The sequence below is a fragment of the Metabacillus malikii genome, assembly GCF_030813355.1.
In the GTDB taxonomy this organism is placed as follows: Bacteria; Bacillota; Bacilli; order Bacillales; family Bacillaceae; genus Metabacillus; species Metabacillus malikii.
Genome location: NZ_JAUSUD010000009.1, coordinates 87,292 through 103,777, shown reverse-complemented (window position 1 = coordinate 103,777; position 16,486 = coordinate 87,292). Strand labels below are relative to the sequence as shown.

At 35.7% G+C, this 16,486-nt stretch carries 13 protein-coding genes; 12 read left to right on the top strand and 1 reads right to left on the bottom strand.

Annotated elements, in window-relative coordinates; genetic code table 11:
- The first annotated feature begins 344 nt into the window (after window positions 1–344).
- The 5 genes from accD to J2S19_RS10730 all read left to right on the top strand — a co-directional run bounded on the left by accD (window position 345) and on the right by J2S19_RS10730 (window position 6,004).
- Window positions 345–1,223, top strand: a complete 879-nt coding sequence (gene accD / locus J2S19_RS10750) for an acetyl-CoA carboxylase, carboxyltransferase subunit beta (RefSeq protein ID WP_307341308.1) — start codon at window positions 345–347, stop codon at window positions 1,221–1,223.
- A complete protein-coding gene (gene accA / locus J2S19_RS10745) occupies window positions 1,217–2,194 on the top strand; it encodes an acetyl-CoA carboxylase carboxyl transferase subunit alpha (protein WP_307341305.1) in 978 nt (325 codons plus the stop codon). Before accD ends, accA begins: the two co-directional genes overlap by 7 nt.
- Before the next feature lie 344 nt (window positions 2,195–2,538).
- On the top strand, window positions 2,539–3,498 hold the full coding sequence (gene pfkA / locus J2S19_RS10740; RefSeq protein ID WP_307341302.1) for a 6-phosphofructokinase: 960 nt from the start codon (window positions 2,539–2,541) through the stop codon (window positions 3,496–3,498).
- A 156-nt stretch (window positions 3,499–3,654) separates the two neighbouring features.
- The gene (gene pyk, locus J2S19_RS10735) at window positions 3,655–5,415 is read left to right on the top strand and encodes a pyruvate kinase (protein ID WP_307341299.1); all 1,761 of its coding nucleotides are present in this window, start codon (window positions 3,655–3,657) and stop codon (window positions 5,413–5,415) included.
- A 202-nt stretch (window positions 5,416–5,617) separates the two neighbouring features.
- Complete coding sequence (locus tag J2S19_RS10730; RefSeq protein ID WP_307341297.1) at window positions 5,618–6,004, top strand: FxsA family protein; 387 nt, start codon at window positions 5,618–5,620, stop codon at window positions 6,002–6,004.
- Between the two features lie 319 nt (window positions 6,005–6,323).
- Here J2S19_RS10730 and ytvI read toward each other — a convergent pair whose 3' ends face one another.
- Window positions 6,324–7,439 carry a sporulation integral membrane protein YtvI gene (ytvI, locus tag J2S19_RS10725; RefSeq protein WP_307341294.1) on the bottom strand — a complete coding sequence of 372 codons (1,116 nt, stop codon included), beginning with the start codon at window positions 7,437–7,439 and terminating at the stop codon, window positions 6,324–6,326.
- 366 nt (window positions 7,440–7,805) lie between these two features.
- Here ytvI and J2S19_RS10720 point away from each other — a divergent pair, with 366 nt between their 5' ends.
- From J2S19_RS10720 to pnpS, 7 genes are all read left to right on the top strand, one after another.
- The gene (locus J2S19_RS10720; protein ID WP_307341292.1) at window positions 7,806–8,267 is read left to right on the top strand and encodes a DUF441 domain-containing protein; all 462 of its coding nucleotides are present in this window, start codon (window positions 7,806–7,808) and stop codon (window positions 8,265–8,267) included.
- Window positions 8,268–8,798: 531 nt separating this feature from the next.
- Window positions 8,799–9,917: a citrate synthase gene (citZ, locus tag J2S19_RS10715; protein ID WP_307341289.1), complete on the top strand. Its 1,119-nt coding sequence runs from the start codon at window positions 8,799–8,801 to the stop codon at window positions 9,915–9,917.
- Between the two features lie 215 nt (window positions 9,918–10,132).
- Window positions 10,133–11,404: an NADP-dependent isocitrate dehydrogenase gene (gene icd, locus J2S19_RS10710; RefSeq protein WP_307341287.1), complete on the top strand. Its 1,272-nt coding sequence runs from the start codon at window positions 10,133–10,135 to the stop codon at window positions 11,402–11,404.
- A gap of 116 nt (window positions 11,405–11,520) precedes the next feature.
- Window positions 11,521–12,459: a malate dehydrogenase gene (gene mdh, locus J2S19_RS10705; protein ID WP_307341284.1), complete on the top strand. Its 939-nt coding sequence runs from the start codon at window positions 11,521–11,523 to the stop codon at window positions 12,457–12,459.
- Window positions 12,460–12,626: 167 nt separating this feature from the next.
- A complete protein-coding gene (locus J2S19_RS10700; protein ID WP_307341281.1) occupies window positions 12,627–13,091 on the top strand; it encodes a MaoC/PaaZ C-terminal domain-containing protein in 465 nt (154 codons plus the stop codon).
- Window positions 13,092–13,573: 482 nt separating this feature from the next.
- On the top strand, window positions 13,574–14,299 hold the full coding sequence (locus J2S19_RS10695) for a response regulator transcription factor (protein WP_307341276.1): 726 nt from the start codon (window positions 13,574–13,576) through the stop codon (window positions 14,297–14,299).
- A complete protein-coding gene (gene pnpS / locus J2S19_RS10690; RefSeq protein ID WP_307341273.1) occupies window positions 14,292–16,049 on the top strand; it encodes a two-component system histidine kinase PnpS in 1,758 nt (585 codons plus the stop codon). The genes J2S19_RS10695 and pnpS overlap by 8 nt, the downstream gene beginning before the upstream one ends.
- Window positions 16,050–16,486 lie beyond the last annotated feature (437 nt).

Here is a 16,486-nt window from a genome sequence, read left to right as displayed (position 1 = left end):
CCTTTCTGATATTCGTTACAGTATGATTAACCGACAAATAAGGGCTCACCACTTTTTGGTGTTGATAATAAGATAATAACTAGCAATAAACTATTAAATGACAATTTATATGTCATTTTAGTTCATGTTGTGTGCTCTACTATTTTTTTAGTTGATTCTTGCTATATTGTGAGGCTCTTTTTTCATGCGTGACATACTCGGAGGCACAATAATCTACTAGTAAATATGAATACTGGAGCAAAGTGAAACAAAAACAATAGAAAAAATATACATCATAACTTTCGAAACCGCCTTAAATAAAAAGAGTTGAAAAGAAACAGCTTCAGTAAAGGAGAGGTAACATTTTGTTAAAAGACTTATTTACGAAACCGGCAAAGCCTAAGAAGAAAAAATATGCGCAAATCCCTTCTGAACAATCCAAACAAGATGTTCCAGAAGGTATTGTCTTAAAGTGTCCGAGCTGTAAAAAAATCATGTATACAAAAGAAATTAATAAGAATTTAAAAGTTTGTATAAATTGTGATTACCATCATCAAATGAATGCAAAAGAGCGCGTAAAAAGCTTATTTGATGAAGGCAGCTTTATTGAATATGACAAAGAGATGGTATCTGAAAATCCATTACAATTTCCTGGTTATGAGGAAAAGCTTGAAAAAGACCGCTATAAGACAAAGCAAAATGAAGCTGTGATAACAGGAGAAGGCTCAATCAATGGATTTAGAACTTCAATTGCCATTATGGATGCTAGTTTTAGAATGGGAAGCATGGGATCTGTTGTAGGAGAAAAGATTACGAGAGCAATTGAAAAGGCAGATGAACAAGGCCTCCCATTTATTATCTTTACAGCATCGGGTGGCGCTAGGATGCAAGAAGGCGTACTAAGTCTCATGCAAATGGCAAAAACTAGTTCAGCATTAAAACGGTTCAGTGATAATAAAGGGTTAATTATTTCAGTGATGACGCACCCGACAACAGGCGGAGTCTCAGCATCTTTTGCCTCATTGGGTGATTATAATTTTGCAGAACCAGGAGCACTAATCGGTTTTGCTGGACGAAGAATAATTGAACAAACGATACGCGAGGAGCTTCCTGAGGATTTTCAAACAGCAGAATTTTTACTAAAACATGGTCAATTAGATGCGGTCATTCATCGGCAAGAGATGAAACAGACACTTACTAATATCCTTGATATTCATCAACCAGGAGGTGAAATAACTTGGTAGGAGAAATGGAATTTGAAAAACCGGTAGTGGAATTAAGAAATAAAATTAGTGACCTTAAAGAATTTACAAAAGGCTCAGATGTCGATTTGTCATCTGAAATCGAAAAGCTAGAATCTAGATTAGAAAAACTAGAAAATGAGATTTATACAAATATAAAGCCTTGGGACCGGGTGCAAATTGCTAGACATCCAAACAGACCATCTACTTTAGACTATATCGAACGTATTTTTACACAATTTTTCGAGTGTCATGGAGACAGGTATTATGGTGATGACGATGCCATTGTTAGTGGAATTGCGAAATTCCGAGACATACCTGTTACAGTAATTGGACATCAACGTGGAAAAGATACGAAAGAGAATATTCGCAGAAACTTTGGCATGCCACATCCGGAAGGTTATCGTAAAGCTTTACGTTTGATGAAACAAGCAGATAAATTTAACCGTCCAATTATTTGCTTTATCGATACGAAAGGTGCCTATCCTGGTAAAGCAGCAGAAGAACGTGGTCAAAGTGAAGCGATTGCCAAAAACCTCTTCGAAATGGCAGGCCTATCTGTACCAGTTATCTGTATCGTTATTGGTGAAGGTGGAAGTGGTGGAGCTTTAGCGCTAGGTGTAGGTAATTATATTCACATGTTAGAGAACTCGACCTATTCAGTTATTTCTCCTGAAGGTGCAGCAGCTTTATTATGGAAAGATTCCGGTTTAGCCAAGAAAGCGGCAGAAACAATGAAAATTACAGCTCCTGATTTAAAGCAGCTTGGTGTTGTTGACGAAATAATCCCTGAAGTAAAAGGTGGGGCACATAAAGATGTCACAAAGCAAGCTCAATATATTGAAGAAGTATTAGCAAGTTCGTTAAAAACATTATGTAATATGTCAAGTGAAGAGTTAATTAATCAACGCTATGATAAATTCAAAAAAATTGGTCAAGTAACCTATACAAATGAATTACTTGGGGTAAAATAGAAACGTGCGGCCATATGCCCACGTTTTCTTTTGGATTAAAAAGGGCTATAATAATGGTTCAGTAGGAAAAGTTTATTTAAGTAAATTTGAAGCTACAATAATTCTAATAAAAGATTGATACAAATTTAAGAGCATGAACGATTGTTCACTGCAAGAAAAGACAATTATTTTGCAAAATTACATATTTAAATAAACATTACGGGATTATTTATTGTATAATGAAAAAGGCTCATAAAAGTTTATTCGACAAAAAGTGAGACACTCACTTTGTTGTAACGACCTACTTTTCATGTTATTTTGAAAGAAATGCATTATGCTACTAGATTATAGTGGGGTGAAGAAAAATGAAAAAAATTGGTGTCCTAACAAGTGGTGGAGATTCTCCAGGTATGAATGCTGCTGTTCGTGCTGTAGTTCGTAAATCAATTTTCCACGATGTTGAGATTTATGGAGTATTCCATGGCTACCAAGGGTTAATTGAAGGACGTATTGAAAAATTAGAATTAGGTTCTGTTGGTGATATTATTCACCGTGGAGGTACTAAACTATATTCTGCAAGATGCCCGGAGTTTAAAACTGTTGAAGGACAGAAAAAGGGTATTGAACAACTTAAAAAACATGGTATTGAAGGACTTGTCGTAATCGGTGGAGATGGCTCTTATATGGGAGCGAAAAAGCTAACTGAACATGGCTTCCCATGTGTAGGTGTTCCAGGTACAATTGACAATGATATCGCTGGAACAGACTTTACGATCGGTTTTGATACAGCTTTAAATACTGTAATTGATGCAGTTGATAAAATTCGTGATACAGCAACATCACATGAACGTACATATATCATTGAAGTTATGGGTAGACATGCTGGCGATATCGCTTTATGGGCAGGCTTAGCTGGTGGTGCAGAAACAATATTAATTCCTGAAGAGAATTATGATATGGATGATATCATTGCTCGCCTTAACAGAGGTCATGAGCGTGGCAAAAAGCATAGTATCATCATGGTTGCTGAAGGTGTTGGCAGCGGTGTTGAATTCGCAAAGCAAATTGAAGAAGCAACTTCATTTGAAACACGGGTTTCTGTGTTAGGGCATATTCAACGTGGTGGTTCTCCAACTGCATTTGACCGAGTGCTAGCTAGTCGTTTAGGTGCATTTGCTGTTGAGTTACTGTTAGAAGGTAAAGGTGGACGTTGTGTTGGAATTCAAAACAATAAACTAGTTCACCACGATATTATTGAAATACTAGAGCATAAGCATACGATTGATAAAGATATGTACCGTCTATCACAAGAATTATCAATTTAAAGAAAAAACATGGGATCGTTTTCATAATGGATTAACCATCATCCTGAAAATGATTTATAGTAATAGAAACCATTAGCACATTAATAATGATAAAACTGGAAAGACCTATCTCTATGAAGGTTTTTCCTTTCTGTAAAATAGTAGGAGGAACATATAATGCGTAAAACGAAGATTGTTTGTACGATCGGTCCAGCAAGTGAATCGACAGAGAAGCTTACAGAATTAATTGAAGCTGGTATGAATGTATCAAGATTAAACTTTTCTCACGGTGATTTTGAAGAGCATGGTAATCGTATTAAAAATATTAGAGAAGCTGCTGGTAAATTAAATAAAACAGTTGCGATTTTACTAGATACGAAAGGTCCAGAAATCCGTACACATACGATGGAAGATGGAGCGATCGAATTAGTAGCTGGTAAAGAAATTATCGTTTCAATGACAGAAGTTCTAGGGACTATTGAGAAATTCTCAGTATCTTATGAAGGATTAATTGATGACGTTCATATCGGTTCAACGATTTTATTAGATGATGGCCTTATTGAATTAGAGGTTATTGGATTAGACCAAGCGAATGGTGAAATTAAAACAAAAATTAAAAACAGTGGTACCCTAAAAAATAAAAAGGGTGTTAACGTACCAGGTGTAAGCGTTAAACTTCCTGGAATCACTGAAAAAGATGCTAAAGATATCGTATTTGGTATCGAACAGGATGTTGACTTTATTGCTGCATCTTTCGTACGTCGTGCTTCTGATGTGTTAGAAATTCGTGAATTACTTGAAGAACATAATGCGGGACACATTCAAATCATTCCAAAAATCGAAAACCAAGAAGGTGTCGATAATATCGATGAAATTCTTGAAGTTTCGGACGGCTTAATGGTTGCACGTGGAGACTTAGGTGTAGAAATTCCTGCCGAAGAAGTTCCGTTAGTGCAAAAAGAATTAATTAGAAAATGTAATGCATTAGGTAAACCGGTTATTACTGCTACACAAATGTTAGACAGTATGCAACGTAATCCTAGACCAACACGTGCAGAAGCTAGTGACGTAGCAAATGCAATCTTTGATGGTACAGATGCAATTATGCTATCTGGTGAAACTGCAGCAGGATCTTATCCAGTCGAAGCAGTTAAAACAATGCATAATATTGCTTCAAGAGCAGAAGAAGCATTAAATTATAAAGAAATCCTTTCAAAACGCAGTGATGAAGTTGGCACAACGGTTACAGATGCAATTGGACAATCTACAGCATATACAGCTTTAAAACTTGGTGTATCTGCAATTGTTACACCAACTGAAAGTGGTCACACACCAAGAATGATTTCAAAATATCGTCCTAAAGCACCAATCGTTGCTGTAACAATTTCTGAGGCTGTTTCACGTAAATTGGCACTTGTCTGGGGCGTTTACCCACGCACTGGTAACCACTCAACTTCTACTGATGAAATGCTAGATAGCTCAGTAAATGAAGCGGTTAACAGTGGGTTTGTTACACATGGTGACCTAGTTGTCATTACAGCAGGTGTACCAGTTGGCGAAGCAGGAACAACAAACCTAATGAAAGTTCATGTAATCGGTGATGTACTTGGCAAAGGTCAAGGTATTGGTCGCAAATCAGCATTCGGTAAAGTAGTTGTTGCCAGCACAGCTGAAGTTGCATCAGCAAAAATGAAAAAAGGTGCAATTCTTGTAGCACAAAGTACAGATCGTGATATGATGGAAGCTCTAGAACAAGCTTCTGCATTAATTACTGAAGAGGGTGGCTTAACTAGTCATGCTGCAGTAGTTGGGCTAAGTTTAGGAATTCCAGTCATTGTCGGGGTTGAAAATGCAACAACAATCTTTAAAGATGGCCAAGACATTACAGTTGACGCAGTTCGCGGGGTAATTTACCAAGGACATGCTAGTGTACTGTAAAAATTGATATTTGAGAGAAGGGGAAATAAGCCCTTTCTCTCTTTTTTATTGTTTAAACAAGTTTCATGGAAGGTAAGAGAAGAACTCATAACTCACTATTTTTCACTTAGAGATGGTTGTTGTATTTGTTGCTACTTGTTTACATTTCTCATAATATAGAGATATACAAGAGATTTAATAGCTTGTTTGAAAGGGTGAACCGATGAGGTATTTAACGGCGCTTTTTATAGTGATTCCGGCACTAGAAATAATGGTACTTTTATTATCAGGAAAAACGATAGGTGTATTACCAACTATTTTAATTATTATTTTAACAGGCGTTATAGGGGCTTGGCTTGCAAAGAAACAAGGAATGGAAACGATAAAAAATATGCAACAGCAAGTACATTATGGACAAATCCCCAGCGAAGCAATAATAGATGGAATTTGTATCCTTATCGGTGGGCTTCTATTATTAACACCTGGCTATATTACTGATATTTGTGGTTTTTTGTTATTGTTTCCTTTCAGTCGGAAACGGCTAAAGCCAATACTTAACCTACTTATCAGGAAAATGATTGAACGAAACAAAGTTACGATTATTCGCTAAAATATATTTAAAATATGACGCAGGCTATGTTATTTAAAAAAGAGGAAGAGGTGTGTTCCTGCTGTGTGCGACACAAACTGAATCTCACCTCTTCTTCAACATTTTTATGAATCTTTATTTTAGGAGCTTTTCTAAGAGATTGTGGCTTTATGCACTAACCTTTTTTAAGGGTTTGTTGGAGCTAGACAGGCTCACCACCCACCCCGCGGAAAGCGAGTACTGCAAGAGCATACAAACCCTAAACGACAACTGAGTTAAAAGCAACAATATTTACGAAAACAGCCTTATTTTATAAACATTGTCGGAAAAAGTGTTGAAATTACCTTCCTTTCCCAACAATAAATTGCCACAAATCCTCGTATACTCCTGCACTGTGTAACGTTTTTAAGATAACTAATACAACAGGACCTGCAATTAACCCTAGAAATCCGATCAGCTGATACCCGATAAATAACGCAATTAATGTTGCTAGTGGGTCCAATCCAATATTTGATGAAAGAACTTTAGGTTCCATCACTTGCCGTTGAATAAGTACAATTAGATATAAAATACCTAAACCTATTGCAAGTGGTAAATTATTACTGAAGGATAAATAAATAATCCATGGTACAAACACCAAACCAGTCCCTAAATAGGGTAAAATGTCAACTAAACCAATGAGAAGAGCAATGGTAATTGCATAGTCAACTCTTAGAATGAGCAGACCAATTAATACAATTGTCGTTGTAATTGATATTAACGTTGCTTGTGCACGTATGAATCCAATTAACGCTTTTTTTAACTCATCAAACACGGTCCTGCCACTACTTCTAGCTTTTTGAGGAAGAATCTTTGTTAAAACAGCTTTGAATTTATACCAGTCCTTACTGATGAAAAAGGTAGCTAGTAAAGAAAAGATAATGACAGTTGCCGCATTTGGAAGCCAACTAATCATCATCGGAATATTTTCTAAAAAATCTTTAATAAATAAACCGATGCTTTTCGTCATCTGTTCTCCGATATTTTGTATATTAGTTAAAATTGAATGCTGTTGACTCGTATCAAGTGTACTAAACAGGTAAGTTAGCTGGTTATATAATGGCATAATGTGTTCCATGAAGGAGTTTTCTAAATACTGTGCTAATAAATCTAAGTGACCTGGTATAACTTTTGCTAGATAGGTCGTACCGGTAACGATCTCGGCGACTAATAGAATAAGAATCCCGATAACTAAGCAAATTAATAAAAGTATGGCGATTAATACAGCAAAGCCACGGGGAACTTTCGCTTTGGATTCAAGTAGATTTACAAAAGGATTAATGAAGAGAGCAATAAAAATTGCAATAATAAAAGGATATGTCAAGGAAGATATGTAATACAAAGTAAACAAACTCACGAAAATTAACGTAACAATTAATAGTAGTCTCAACATACTATATACATACTGCAGACTCAACGTTTTTCCTCCTGTTAATGATTTATCGTAATTATCGACTATATGAATATTTTCATGGGAGCATTGATTCCTTTATCTAGTCATAACTTATTTAGTTCGTATGTGGATGATTGAGTGAGCCATATTAGAGCTACTTCTTATTAAAGTTTGTAGGAATTACACCCCATCCTAGTGCTATAATCAAAAGCTTAACAAAATAACCTCATTAGAAATATATGGGATAGAATGCTTGTTTATGTGGACAAAATAAGTTTTTAACAAGAGAACTCATACTTCGAAAAATAGATAACTATAGAAACCTGTGAGCAAAATGCTTGATAAGTAGGTTGTTCATTACAAATAGAGATTTACACCGGAGGTCATTTCATGTTTAATCAACCAATGCTTTTTTTATTTATTCTCTTAATAATAGGCTTTATTGCTAAAAATCAATCTTTAATGATTGCTGCATTTAGTTTAATGGTGATAAAAATAATTGGGCTAGAGTCAAAAGTTTTACCGACAGTAGGTGCGAAGGGAATAAATTGGGGAGTAACGGTTATTACAATTGCTGTGTTAGTTCCAATTGCAACTGGTGATATAGGATTTAAGCAGCTATTGGATGCGATGAAATCATTTTATGCTTGGATCGCATTAGGAGCAGGGATTGCTGTAGCCTTAATCGCTAAAAATGGACTTGTTTTATTAGCTGAGGACCCACATATTACAACTGCACTCGTTTTTGGAACCATTTTAGCAGTTGCGTTATTTAATGGTGTAGCTGTAGGACCACTTATCGGTGCAGGTATTGCCTATTTAGCCATGCAAATGGTTAAAATATTTCAGTAATTATTTAAGTTTGTTAGTAATAAATCGTTAAAAATTGATAACATTACAATAATTTTTTTATAGTTGAACGAGCGAAATAAAAATGAATATGCTAGGAAAAACGTTAAAATAAAACTTTTCTAACAAATTTTTTAAGGGGATTGAGTGTTTTTCATTCACAAAACGAGCAATATTGTTTATAATAAGCATAGATTCATAAAATTTGCCTATTTCAATGGGACTTTTCTGTCTAAAATGGAAACTTTTTCTGTTATAGGCAATATTGCTGTATGGGTCTCGTAACGTTTATTTTATCTTTCACCTATGTGGAAATGTAAGCATTTTCTTTTTCCTGTTTTACGGTGAGCAGACGCTAAATCTAGTAGTTTAAATTACCCATTCTTTTCGTTTAAAGTGTGTACACTTTAGGAAATACATATAGTTTAGATGTTTTTCTAGATACGGCGATAAAGAAAAAATGAGATGGGAAAACAAGTTTAATAGTTTTTTAGACTTTTTTAATGGGGAATTAAAAGCAAAGGAGAGGATTTTATGACGGTAACACGCGGTCTAGAAGGAATTATAGCGACTACTTCATCGGTAAGTTCAATTATTGATGATACATTAACTTATGTAGGTTATAATATTGACGATTTGGCAGAACATGCAAGTTTCGAAGAAGTTGTTTACTTACTATGGCATCGAGAACTTCCGAATCTAGAACAATTAAACGAAATAAAAAAGCAACTTGCGGAAAATGCAAAAATTCCACAGCAGGTCATTGACCACTTCAAATCATACCCTATCAATAAAGTGCATCCTATGGCGGCACTGCGCACAGCTGTTTCATTACTAGGTTTATATGACGATGAAGCTGACGTAATGAATAATGATGCAAACTATAGAAAAGCTATCCGTATACAAGCACAGCTTCCAACTGTTGTTACTTCATTTGCTCGTATTCGTAAAGGATTGGAACCAATTGAGCCGAGAACTGATTTATCAATGGCTGCGAACTTTTTATATACACTGACAGGTGAAGAGCCAAGTGAAGTAGCAGTTGAGGCATTTAATAAAGCTCTCGTTTTACATGCCGACCATGAATTAAATGCGTCAACTTTTACTGCAAGAGTATGTGTAGCGACATTATCTGATGTTTATTCAGGTGTTACATCTGCTATTGGTGCTTTAAAAGGACCACTACATGGTGGTGCCAACGAAGCAGTTATGAAGATGCTAACTGAAATTGGTGAAGTAGAAAATGTTGAACCTTATATCAATGAAAAGTTTGCAAACAAAGAAAAAATTATGGGCTTTGGCCACCGCGTATACAGAAAAGGTGACCCAAGAGCAAAGCACTTGAAAATTATGTCTGAAAAATTGACAAAATTAACAGGACAGCCAAAATGGTATGAAATGTCTACTAAAATTGAAGAGCTTGTGACAGCAAAAAAACCATTACCACCTAATGTGGACTTCTATTCGGCTTCTATGTACCATAGTTTAGGAATTGACCATGATTTATTCACTCCAATTTTTGCTGTAAGTCGAGTGTCGGGCTGGCTAGCACATATTCTCGAGCAATACGAGAACAATCGCTTAATTCGTCCGCGTGCTGAATATGATGGACCTGTCCAACAAACATTCGTGCCAGTCGAACAACGTCTATAATCTGAATAATCTGCATACTAGTAATCCGTAATTTTTGGGGGATTACTAGTATGTAGTTTTACTTATGCATGTAACCTGTATTATAATGAACACAGTTGTTTTGCTAGAAAATTCAGAAAAACACCTGTAATTTTATTTGAAGACTACTATACTATTATTGTATTATCTATCCATTGGATAAATAAAATATATACATAACCTGGGAGGTAATTTTTTTGACACAAGGCGAAAAAATTCAAGTAACAAATGGTGTATTAAACGTACCAAACAATCCTGTTATTCCATTTATTGAAGGAGACGGAATCGGTCCTGATATTTGGGCTGCAGCATCTCGTGTTTTAGAAGCAGCAGTTGAAAAAGCATATAACGGTGAAAAGAAAATCGTTTGGAAAGAAGTACTTGCTGGTGAAAAAGCATTCAACCAAACAGGTGAATGGTTACCAAATGAAACATTAGAAGATATTCGTGAATACTTAATCGCGATTAAAGGACCTCTAACTACACCAATTGGTGGCGGAATCCGTTCTTTAAACGTAGCTTTACGTCAAGAACTTGATTTATTCACTTGCCTACGACCAGTACGTTATTTCCAAGGTGTTCCATCACCTGTAAAACGTCCAGAAGATACTGACATGGTCATTTTCCGTGAAAACACAGAAGATATTTATGCAGGTATCGAGTATGCAAAAGGAACAGAAGAAGTAGAAAAATTAATCAACTTCCTTAAAAATGAAATGGGTGTTAATAAAATTCGTTTCCCTGAGACTTCAGGTATCGGTATTAAACCAGTTTCTCAAGAAGGTACAAGCCGCCTTGTAAGAGCAGCGATTAACTATGCTATTGAACACGGCCGTAAATCAGTTACTTTAGTTCATAAAGGTAACATTATGAAATTTACAGAAGGTGCCTTCAAAAACTGGGGATATGAATTAGCTGAAAAAGAATTCGGTGATAAAGTATTCACATGGGCACAATATGACCGTATCGCTGAAACAGAAGGTAAAGATGCGGCAAACAAAGCTCAAGCAGATGCTGAAGCAGCTGGTAAAATTATCATTAAAGATTCAATTGCTGATATCTTCTTACAACAAATCTTAACACGTCCACGTGAATTTGATGTTGTTGCTACAATGAACTTAAATGGAGACTACATTTCAGATGCGTTAGCTGCACAAGTTGGTGGTATCGGAATAGCTCCAGGAGCAAATATTAACTATGAAACAGGGCATGCCATTTTTGAAGCAACACACGGTACTGCACCAAAATATGCAGGTTTAGATAAAGTTAACCCTTCATCTGTATTGCTTTCTGGTGTACTTATGTTAGAACATTTAGGTTGGACTGAAGCGGCACAATCCATTACTAACTCTGTTGAGAAAACAATTGCATCTAAAGTTGTAACATACGACTTTGCGCGTTTAATGGAAGGTGCTACAGAAGTTAAATGTTCTGAATTTGCAGATGAACTTATTAAAAATCTAGGCTAATTAAAAGTAGTGTTTTATGTATCTTGAATAAGTAATAAGGGACTGTTCTATAAGGGAAACCAAATTGAACAGTCCCTTTTTTCTAAACCAATACTCAATAAGGGGTGGATTTTTTTATGGCGATACAACGTAAAAAGATTTCTGTCATTGGTAGTGGGTTTACAGGTGCAACAACAGCCTTTCTTATCGCACAAAAGGAATTAGCAGATGTCGTGATAGTGGATATTCCGCAAAATGAAAGTCCGACAAAGGGGAAGGCGCTTGACATGTTAGAAGCAAGTCCAGTGCTTGGCTTTGATGCGAATATCGTTGGTACATCGAACTATGAAGATACTGAGAACTCTGATATCGTCGTTATTACTGCTGGGATGGCAAGGAAACCTGGGATGAGTCGTGATGATTTAGTTACAACAAACGCAAACATAATGAAAAAAGTAACGGAGGAAATAGTAAAACACTCTCCACAATGTACAATTATAGTTTTAACAAATCCGGTAGATGCAATGACATATACAGTATTTAAAGAGTCCGGTTTTCCAAAACACCGTGTAATCGGGCAGTCTGGTGTATTAGATACAGCACGTTTTCGCACGTTTGTAGCACAAGAATTGAACTTATCAGTAAAAGACATCACAGGTTTTGTACTGGGTGGTCACGGGGATGATATGGTGCCGCTTATCCGATACTCTTACGCAGGAGGTATACCTTTAGAAAAGCTAATGGCTAAAGATCGTCTCGATGCAATTGTGGAAAGAACACGCAAAGGTGGGGGAGAGATTGTGAACCTACTCGGAAATGGTAGTGCTTATTATGCACCAGCTGCTTCCATTGTCGAAATGGTTGAGGCTATCATAAAGGATCAAAGACGCATTATCCCAGCAATTGCATACTTAGAAGGTGAGTACGGATTTACCGGGATTTACTTAGGTGTGCCAACAGTATTAGGTGGGAACGGAATAGAAGAAATCATTGAATTAGATTTAACGGAAGATGAGCAGAAAGCACTTCAAAAATCCGTTGACTCTGTTAAAAATGTAATGGATGTATTATCTTAATTCTTACTGGCGATAATCAATAGGTGTAAATAATAAAAGAAAGTTGGGGATAAGCCCCAATTTTCTTTTTTACATTAACCTTTGTAGCATGTATGTAAAATTTATAAGATAGCTCTCTTTTATAATATAGTAAGGATTATGATAATTCATAATAGGTGGTGTTCATTATGCTTTTAGGTAAGAAGCGAAAACCCGGTAAATCTGTAGATGAAATATCTGTAGGAGAAAAAATTACACTTACTGAAAAAATCGAAGATAAAGATTTGTTGCTCTATCTTGGTCTGACGAATGACGCAAATCCACTCTACATACAGCACGAATATGCCTCACAAACTCAATACAAAAAACCGATCGTTCCAAATATCATGCTAACGGGAATTATCACTTCAGCTATTTCAAAGTATTTACCTGGCCCAGGTAGTCATATCGTAAAACAAAATCTTTCGTTTATAAAACCTATTTACCATTATTCTATTATCCAATTCACTATAGAGGTAACTAAAATCATGATAAGAGAAAATAAATTAACTATTCATGTAAATGCAGTAAATGAAGATTCAGAAGTAACAATCGAAGGCGATTTGACGATCATACCTCCTGTTAAATTAAGCAATGAGGTAGGTAACTCTTGAGAATTTTTAAATTTTCTAGCTAGGAACCCATTTTCAGTAGAACATGGGTTTTTTAAGCTTTTGAGAAGCTGAACCTGTGTTACGTGCAGTAAGAGTAATGAATATACAGCTGCCTCGGTCCGGTTGTCTCTACGATTTATCAACAGCTTCAAAACATAATATATAGAAAGCCCTGTTTCATCTTTTTCTAGTTTCCAATCGATTCATTCTTCATTTTATTTAGCGGGCATTAGCTTATATAACAGGTAAATATCAATTATTACACTGGAAGTATAGATAGTTAAACGATATGATAAAAGAATAGCTACTATAACAATCTATTAATCTGGTATGTGGCGTATATATTTATACGTTGGAGTATATCTCCACCTAAACTTTTCTTGGAAAAAACCCCACGAAAAGTAAGTTTCACTATATAATAAATATAAAAAAGCATTCTTTGGATAATTGTTTGAGGGGAAATATGATGGTTGGAGGATTTTATGAGTAAGAGGATATTAGTTGTAGATGATGAGCAGTCTATTTTAACGTTGTTGCAATATAATTTGGAAAAATCAGGTTATCTTGTTCAAACAGCAATGGATGGTGAAGAAGGTATTCAGAAATGTCTGAATGAAGAGCCTGATTTAATTGTACTAGATTTAATGCTTCCAAAAATGGATGGCCTCGAAGTGTGCAAGGAACTTCGTCAACGAAAGATTATGGTTCCAATCTTAATGCTAACAGCTAAAGATGATGAGTTTGACAAAGTGTTAGGGCTTGAATTAGGAGCAGATGATTATATGACAAAGCCATTTAGCCCTCGCGAAGTCATTGCAAGAGTTAAAGCGATTTTAAGAAGATCGATCCATTTACAGCAAATAGAAGTAGAGAATAAGGAAACAGAAGATCCAGAACAAATGATTATTGGGGATTTAAAGGTACTTCCTGAGCACTATGAAGCTTACTATATAAATGAACGTTTGGATTTAACACCGAAAGAGTTTGAGCTACTTGTGTATCTTGCTAAACATAAAGGACGTGTCCTCACACGTGACCAACTATTAAGTGCTGTTTGGGACTATGACTTTGCAGGCGATACTAGAATTGTCGATGTGCATATAAGTCATTTGCGTGAGAAAATCGAACGTAACACAAAAAAGCCACTTTATATAAAAACAATTAGGGGACTAGGATATAAGCTCGAGGAGCCTAAAATGGATGAGTAAGTTTCGCTCTCGTTTATTATTTGGTTTACTAATTTTAATTATTTCAGTGTTAGTAGGTTTAGGGTTGCTGCTAGGGCAAATTTTTCAAAGCTATTATATTAATTCTTATAAAAATATGCTAGAGCAAGAAACCAAGTTAGCAAGGACGTTAATTTTTGATAAAGGGTTATCTGCAAAAGAAGCGTCAAATCTTGTTACAAATATAAGTGAATCCTTTACATCACAAATCATCGTACTTGACGATAAAGACCGAATAATCCATGCCTCAGGGAGATTTTCTGGAGTGAATGAGCAACATATCATGACGAATTCTCTTCCGATTATGAAAAATAAGCCAAATGGACATTACACAACTGATTCAAAGCATAAGTTGGCATATTATAGTTTACCTGTAATGGATAATGATACATATAAAGGTATGGTCCTCGTCAGTTCGTCAATTGAGGAACTTAATGAAGTGATAAGAAAGATGTGGGGATTATTAGCACTTTGTTTAAGTATTGCGTTTATTATTATCATTTTTATCGGAGTAAGGATAACACGTCAATATATGCGACCGATTGAATCTGCAACTAAGGTAGCAATGGAATTGGCTAAAGGAAATTATAAAGCCCGTACATATGAGGAACATATTGATGAGACTGGTATGTTAAGTCAATCTATTAATATATTAGCTAGAAATTTACAAGATATGACACGAGCTCAAGAGATGCAACAGGACCGTCTTCAAACATTAATAGAAAACATGGGAAGTGGCCTTATTCTAATTGATGGGAGAGGTTATATTAACCTTGTCAATCGGGCTTACAAAGAGTTATTCAATGTAGAATCCGCTAAATTTCTCTATCAACTCTACTATGATGCCTTTTCACATCAAGAAATTAATGACCTGGTTGAAGAGATATTTATGACAGAAGTAAAGGTAAGAAAACAATTACAGTTGCCATTACAGATTGAAATAAGACATTTTGAAGTATATGGTGCACCTATTATTGGCACAAATGACGAGTGGAAAGGAATCGTCCTCGTCTTCCACGATATAACAGAACTAAAGAAGCTGGAACAAATGAGAAAGGACTTTGTTGCCAACGTTTCGCACGAGTTAAAAACGCCGATTACATCGATAAAGGGCTTTAGTGAGACGCTACTAGATGGTGCATTAAATGATATCGAAACGGCTGAATATTTTTTATCGATTATCTTAAAAGAAAGCGACCGCTTGCAAACACTTGTACAAGACTTGCTTGATCTTTCGAAAATCGAACAGCAAGGCTTTAAACTATCGATCCAAAAATGTGATCTGAAGGAAATATTAGAGGATATTCACATCATTCTAAAATCAAAGGCAAAAGAAAAAGAGATATTATTAACCTTTTCAATTGCAAATGACGATTTAATCGTTGAAGGAGATATTGATCGCATTAAGCAAATATTTATAAATTTAATTAATAATGCTTTAATGTATACACCAAAAGATGGCGCTGTTCATGTCGAAGCAAAAAAACAAGATGGAACGGTTGTTATAACAGTATCAGATAATGGGATTGGCATTAAGACAGAGGAAATTCCACGCATATTCGAGCGATTCTATCGTGTAGACCGAGCGCGTAGCCGTAATTCCGGTGGGACCGGACTAGGTTTGGCAATTGTAAAGCATTTAGTTGAAGCTCATAAAGGGCAAATCAATGTACAAAGTAAACTTGGTGAAGGGACAAGTTTTATTGTTAGTCTCAATGATAAGCTTGAATAATCGGAAAAGAGTATTGAAGAAACATTAAACAAAGATATTGATTATGAAGGATTTTCTACGAATTCCACGTACACTGAAAGGTTTTTAAAAAAGCCTTTCAGCTGTCAGCGCTAATTCTGTGGGGAGTCCTTCTTCAATCTAGATAATGAATTTATTGTCTCTAAGGAAGCCTCTCTTCTCGTTATAATGGAAGAAATAAGCAACGTATTTGAAAAAGAGTGTCTTTTCGACATACTTTACAATTAATTTACATGGACTTTATGCTATCTTAATATACAGTTGATATGATACATAGTGAAAACCCCTTCATCCAAGGAGCCAATCTTTTGGACGAGAGCAAAACCTGCTCTCGTCCCTTTTTTTGCTTCTACGGCTCATCAAGAATTCTAAATCTATAGTCGATGCCCATCTGAGCTTGTACGTCGATGAGCAAGCAG

What these genes read in the sequence shown, in the direction of transcription:
- pyk (WP_307341299.1), top strand. Translation starts at nt 3,655, where the DNA reads ATGCGTAAAACGAAGATTGTTTGTACGATCGGTCCAGCAAGTGAATCG.
- J2S19_RS10730 (WP_307341297.1), top strand. Translation starts at nt 5,618, where the DNA reads ATGAGGTATTTAACGGCGCTTTTTATAGTGATTCCGGCACTAGAAATA.
- mdh (WP_307341284.1), top strand. Translation starts at nt 11,521, where the DNA reads ATGGCGATACAACGTAAAAAGATTTCTGTCATTGGTAGTGGGTTTACA.
- pfkA (WP_307341302.1), top strand. Translation starts at nt 2,539, where the DNA reads ATGAAAAAAATTGGTGTCCTAACAAGTGGTGGAGATTCTCCAGGTATG.
- citZ (WP_307341289.1), top strand. Translation starts at nt 8,799, where the DNA reads ATGACGGTAACACGCGGTCTAGAAGGAATTATAGCGACTACTTCATCG.
- pnpS (WP_307341273.1), top strand. Translation starts at nt 14,292, where the DNA reads ATGAGTAAGTTTCGCTCTCGTTTATTATTTGGTTTACTAATTTTAATT.
- J2S19_RS10720 (WP_307341292.1), top strand. Translation starts at nt 7,806, where the DNA reads ATGTTTAATCAACCAATGCTTTTTTTATTTATTCTCTTAATAATAGGC.
- J2S19_RS10695 (WP_307341276.1), top strand. Translation starts at nt 13,574, where the DNA reads ATGAGTAAGAGGATATTAGTTGTAGATGATGAGCAGTCTATTTTAACG.
- J2S19_RS10700 (WP_307341281.1), top strand. Translation starts at nt 12,627, where the DNA reads ATGCTTTTAGGTAAGAAGCGAAAACCCGGTAAATCTGTAGATGAAATA.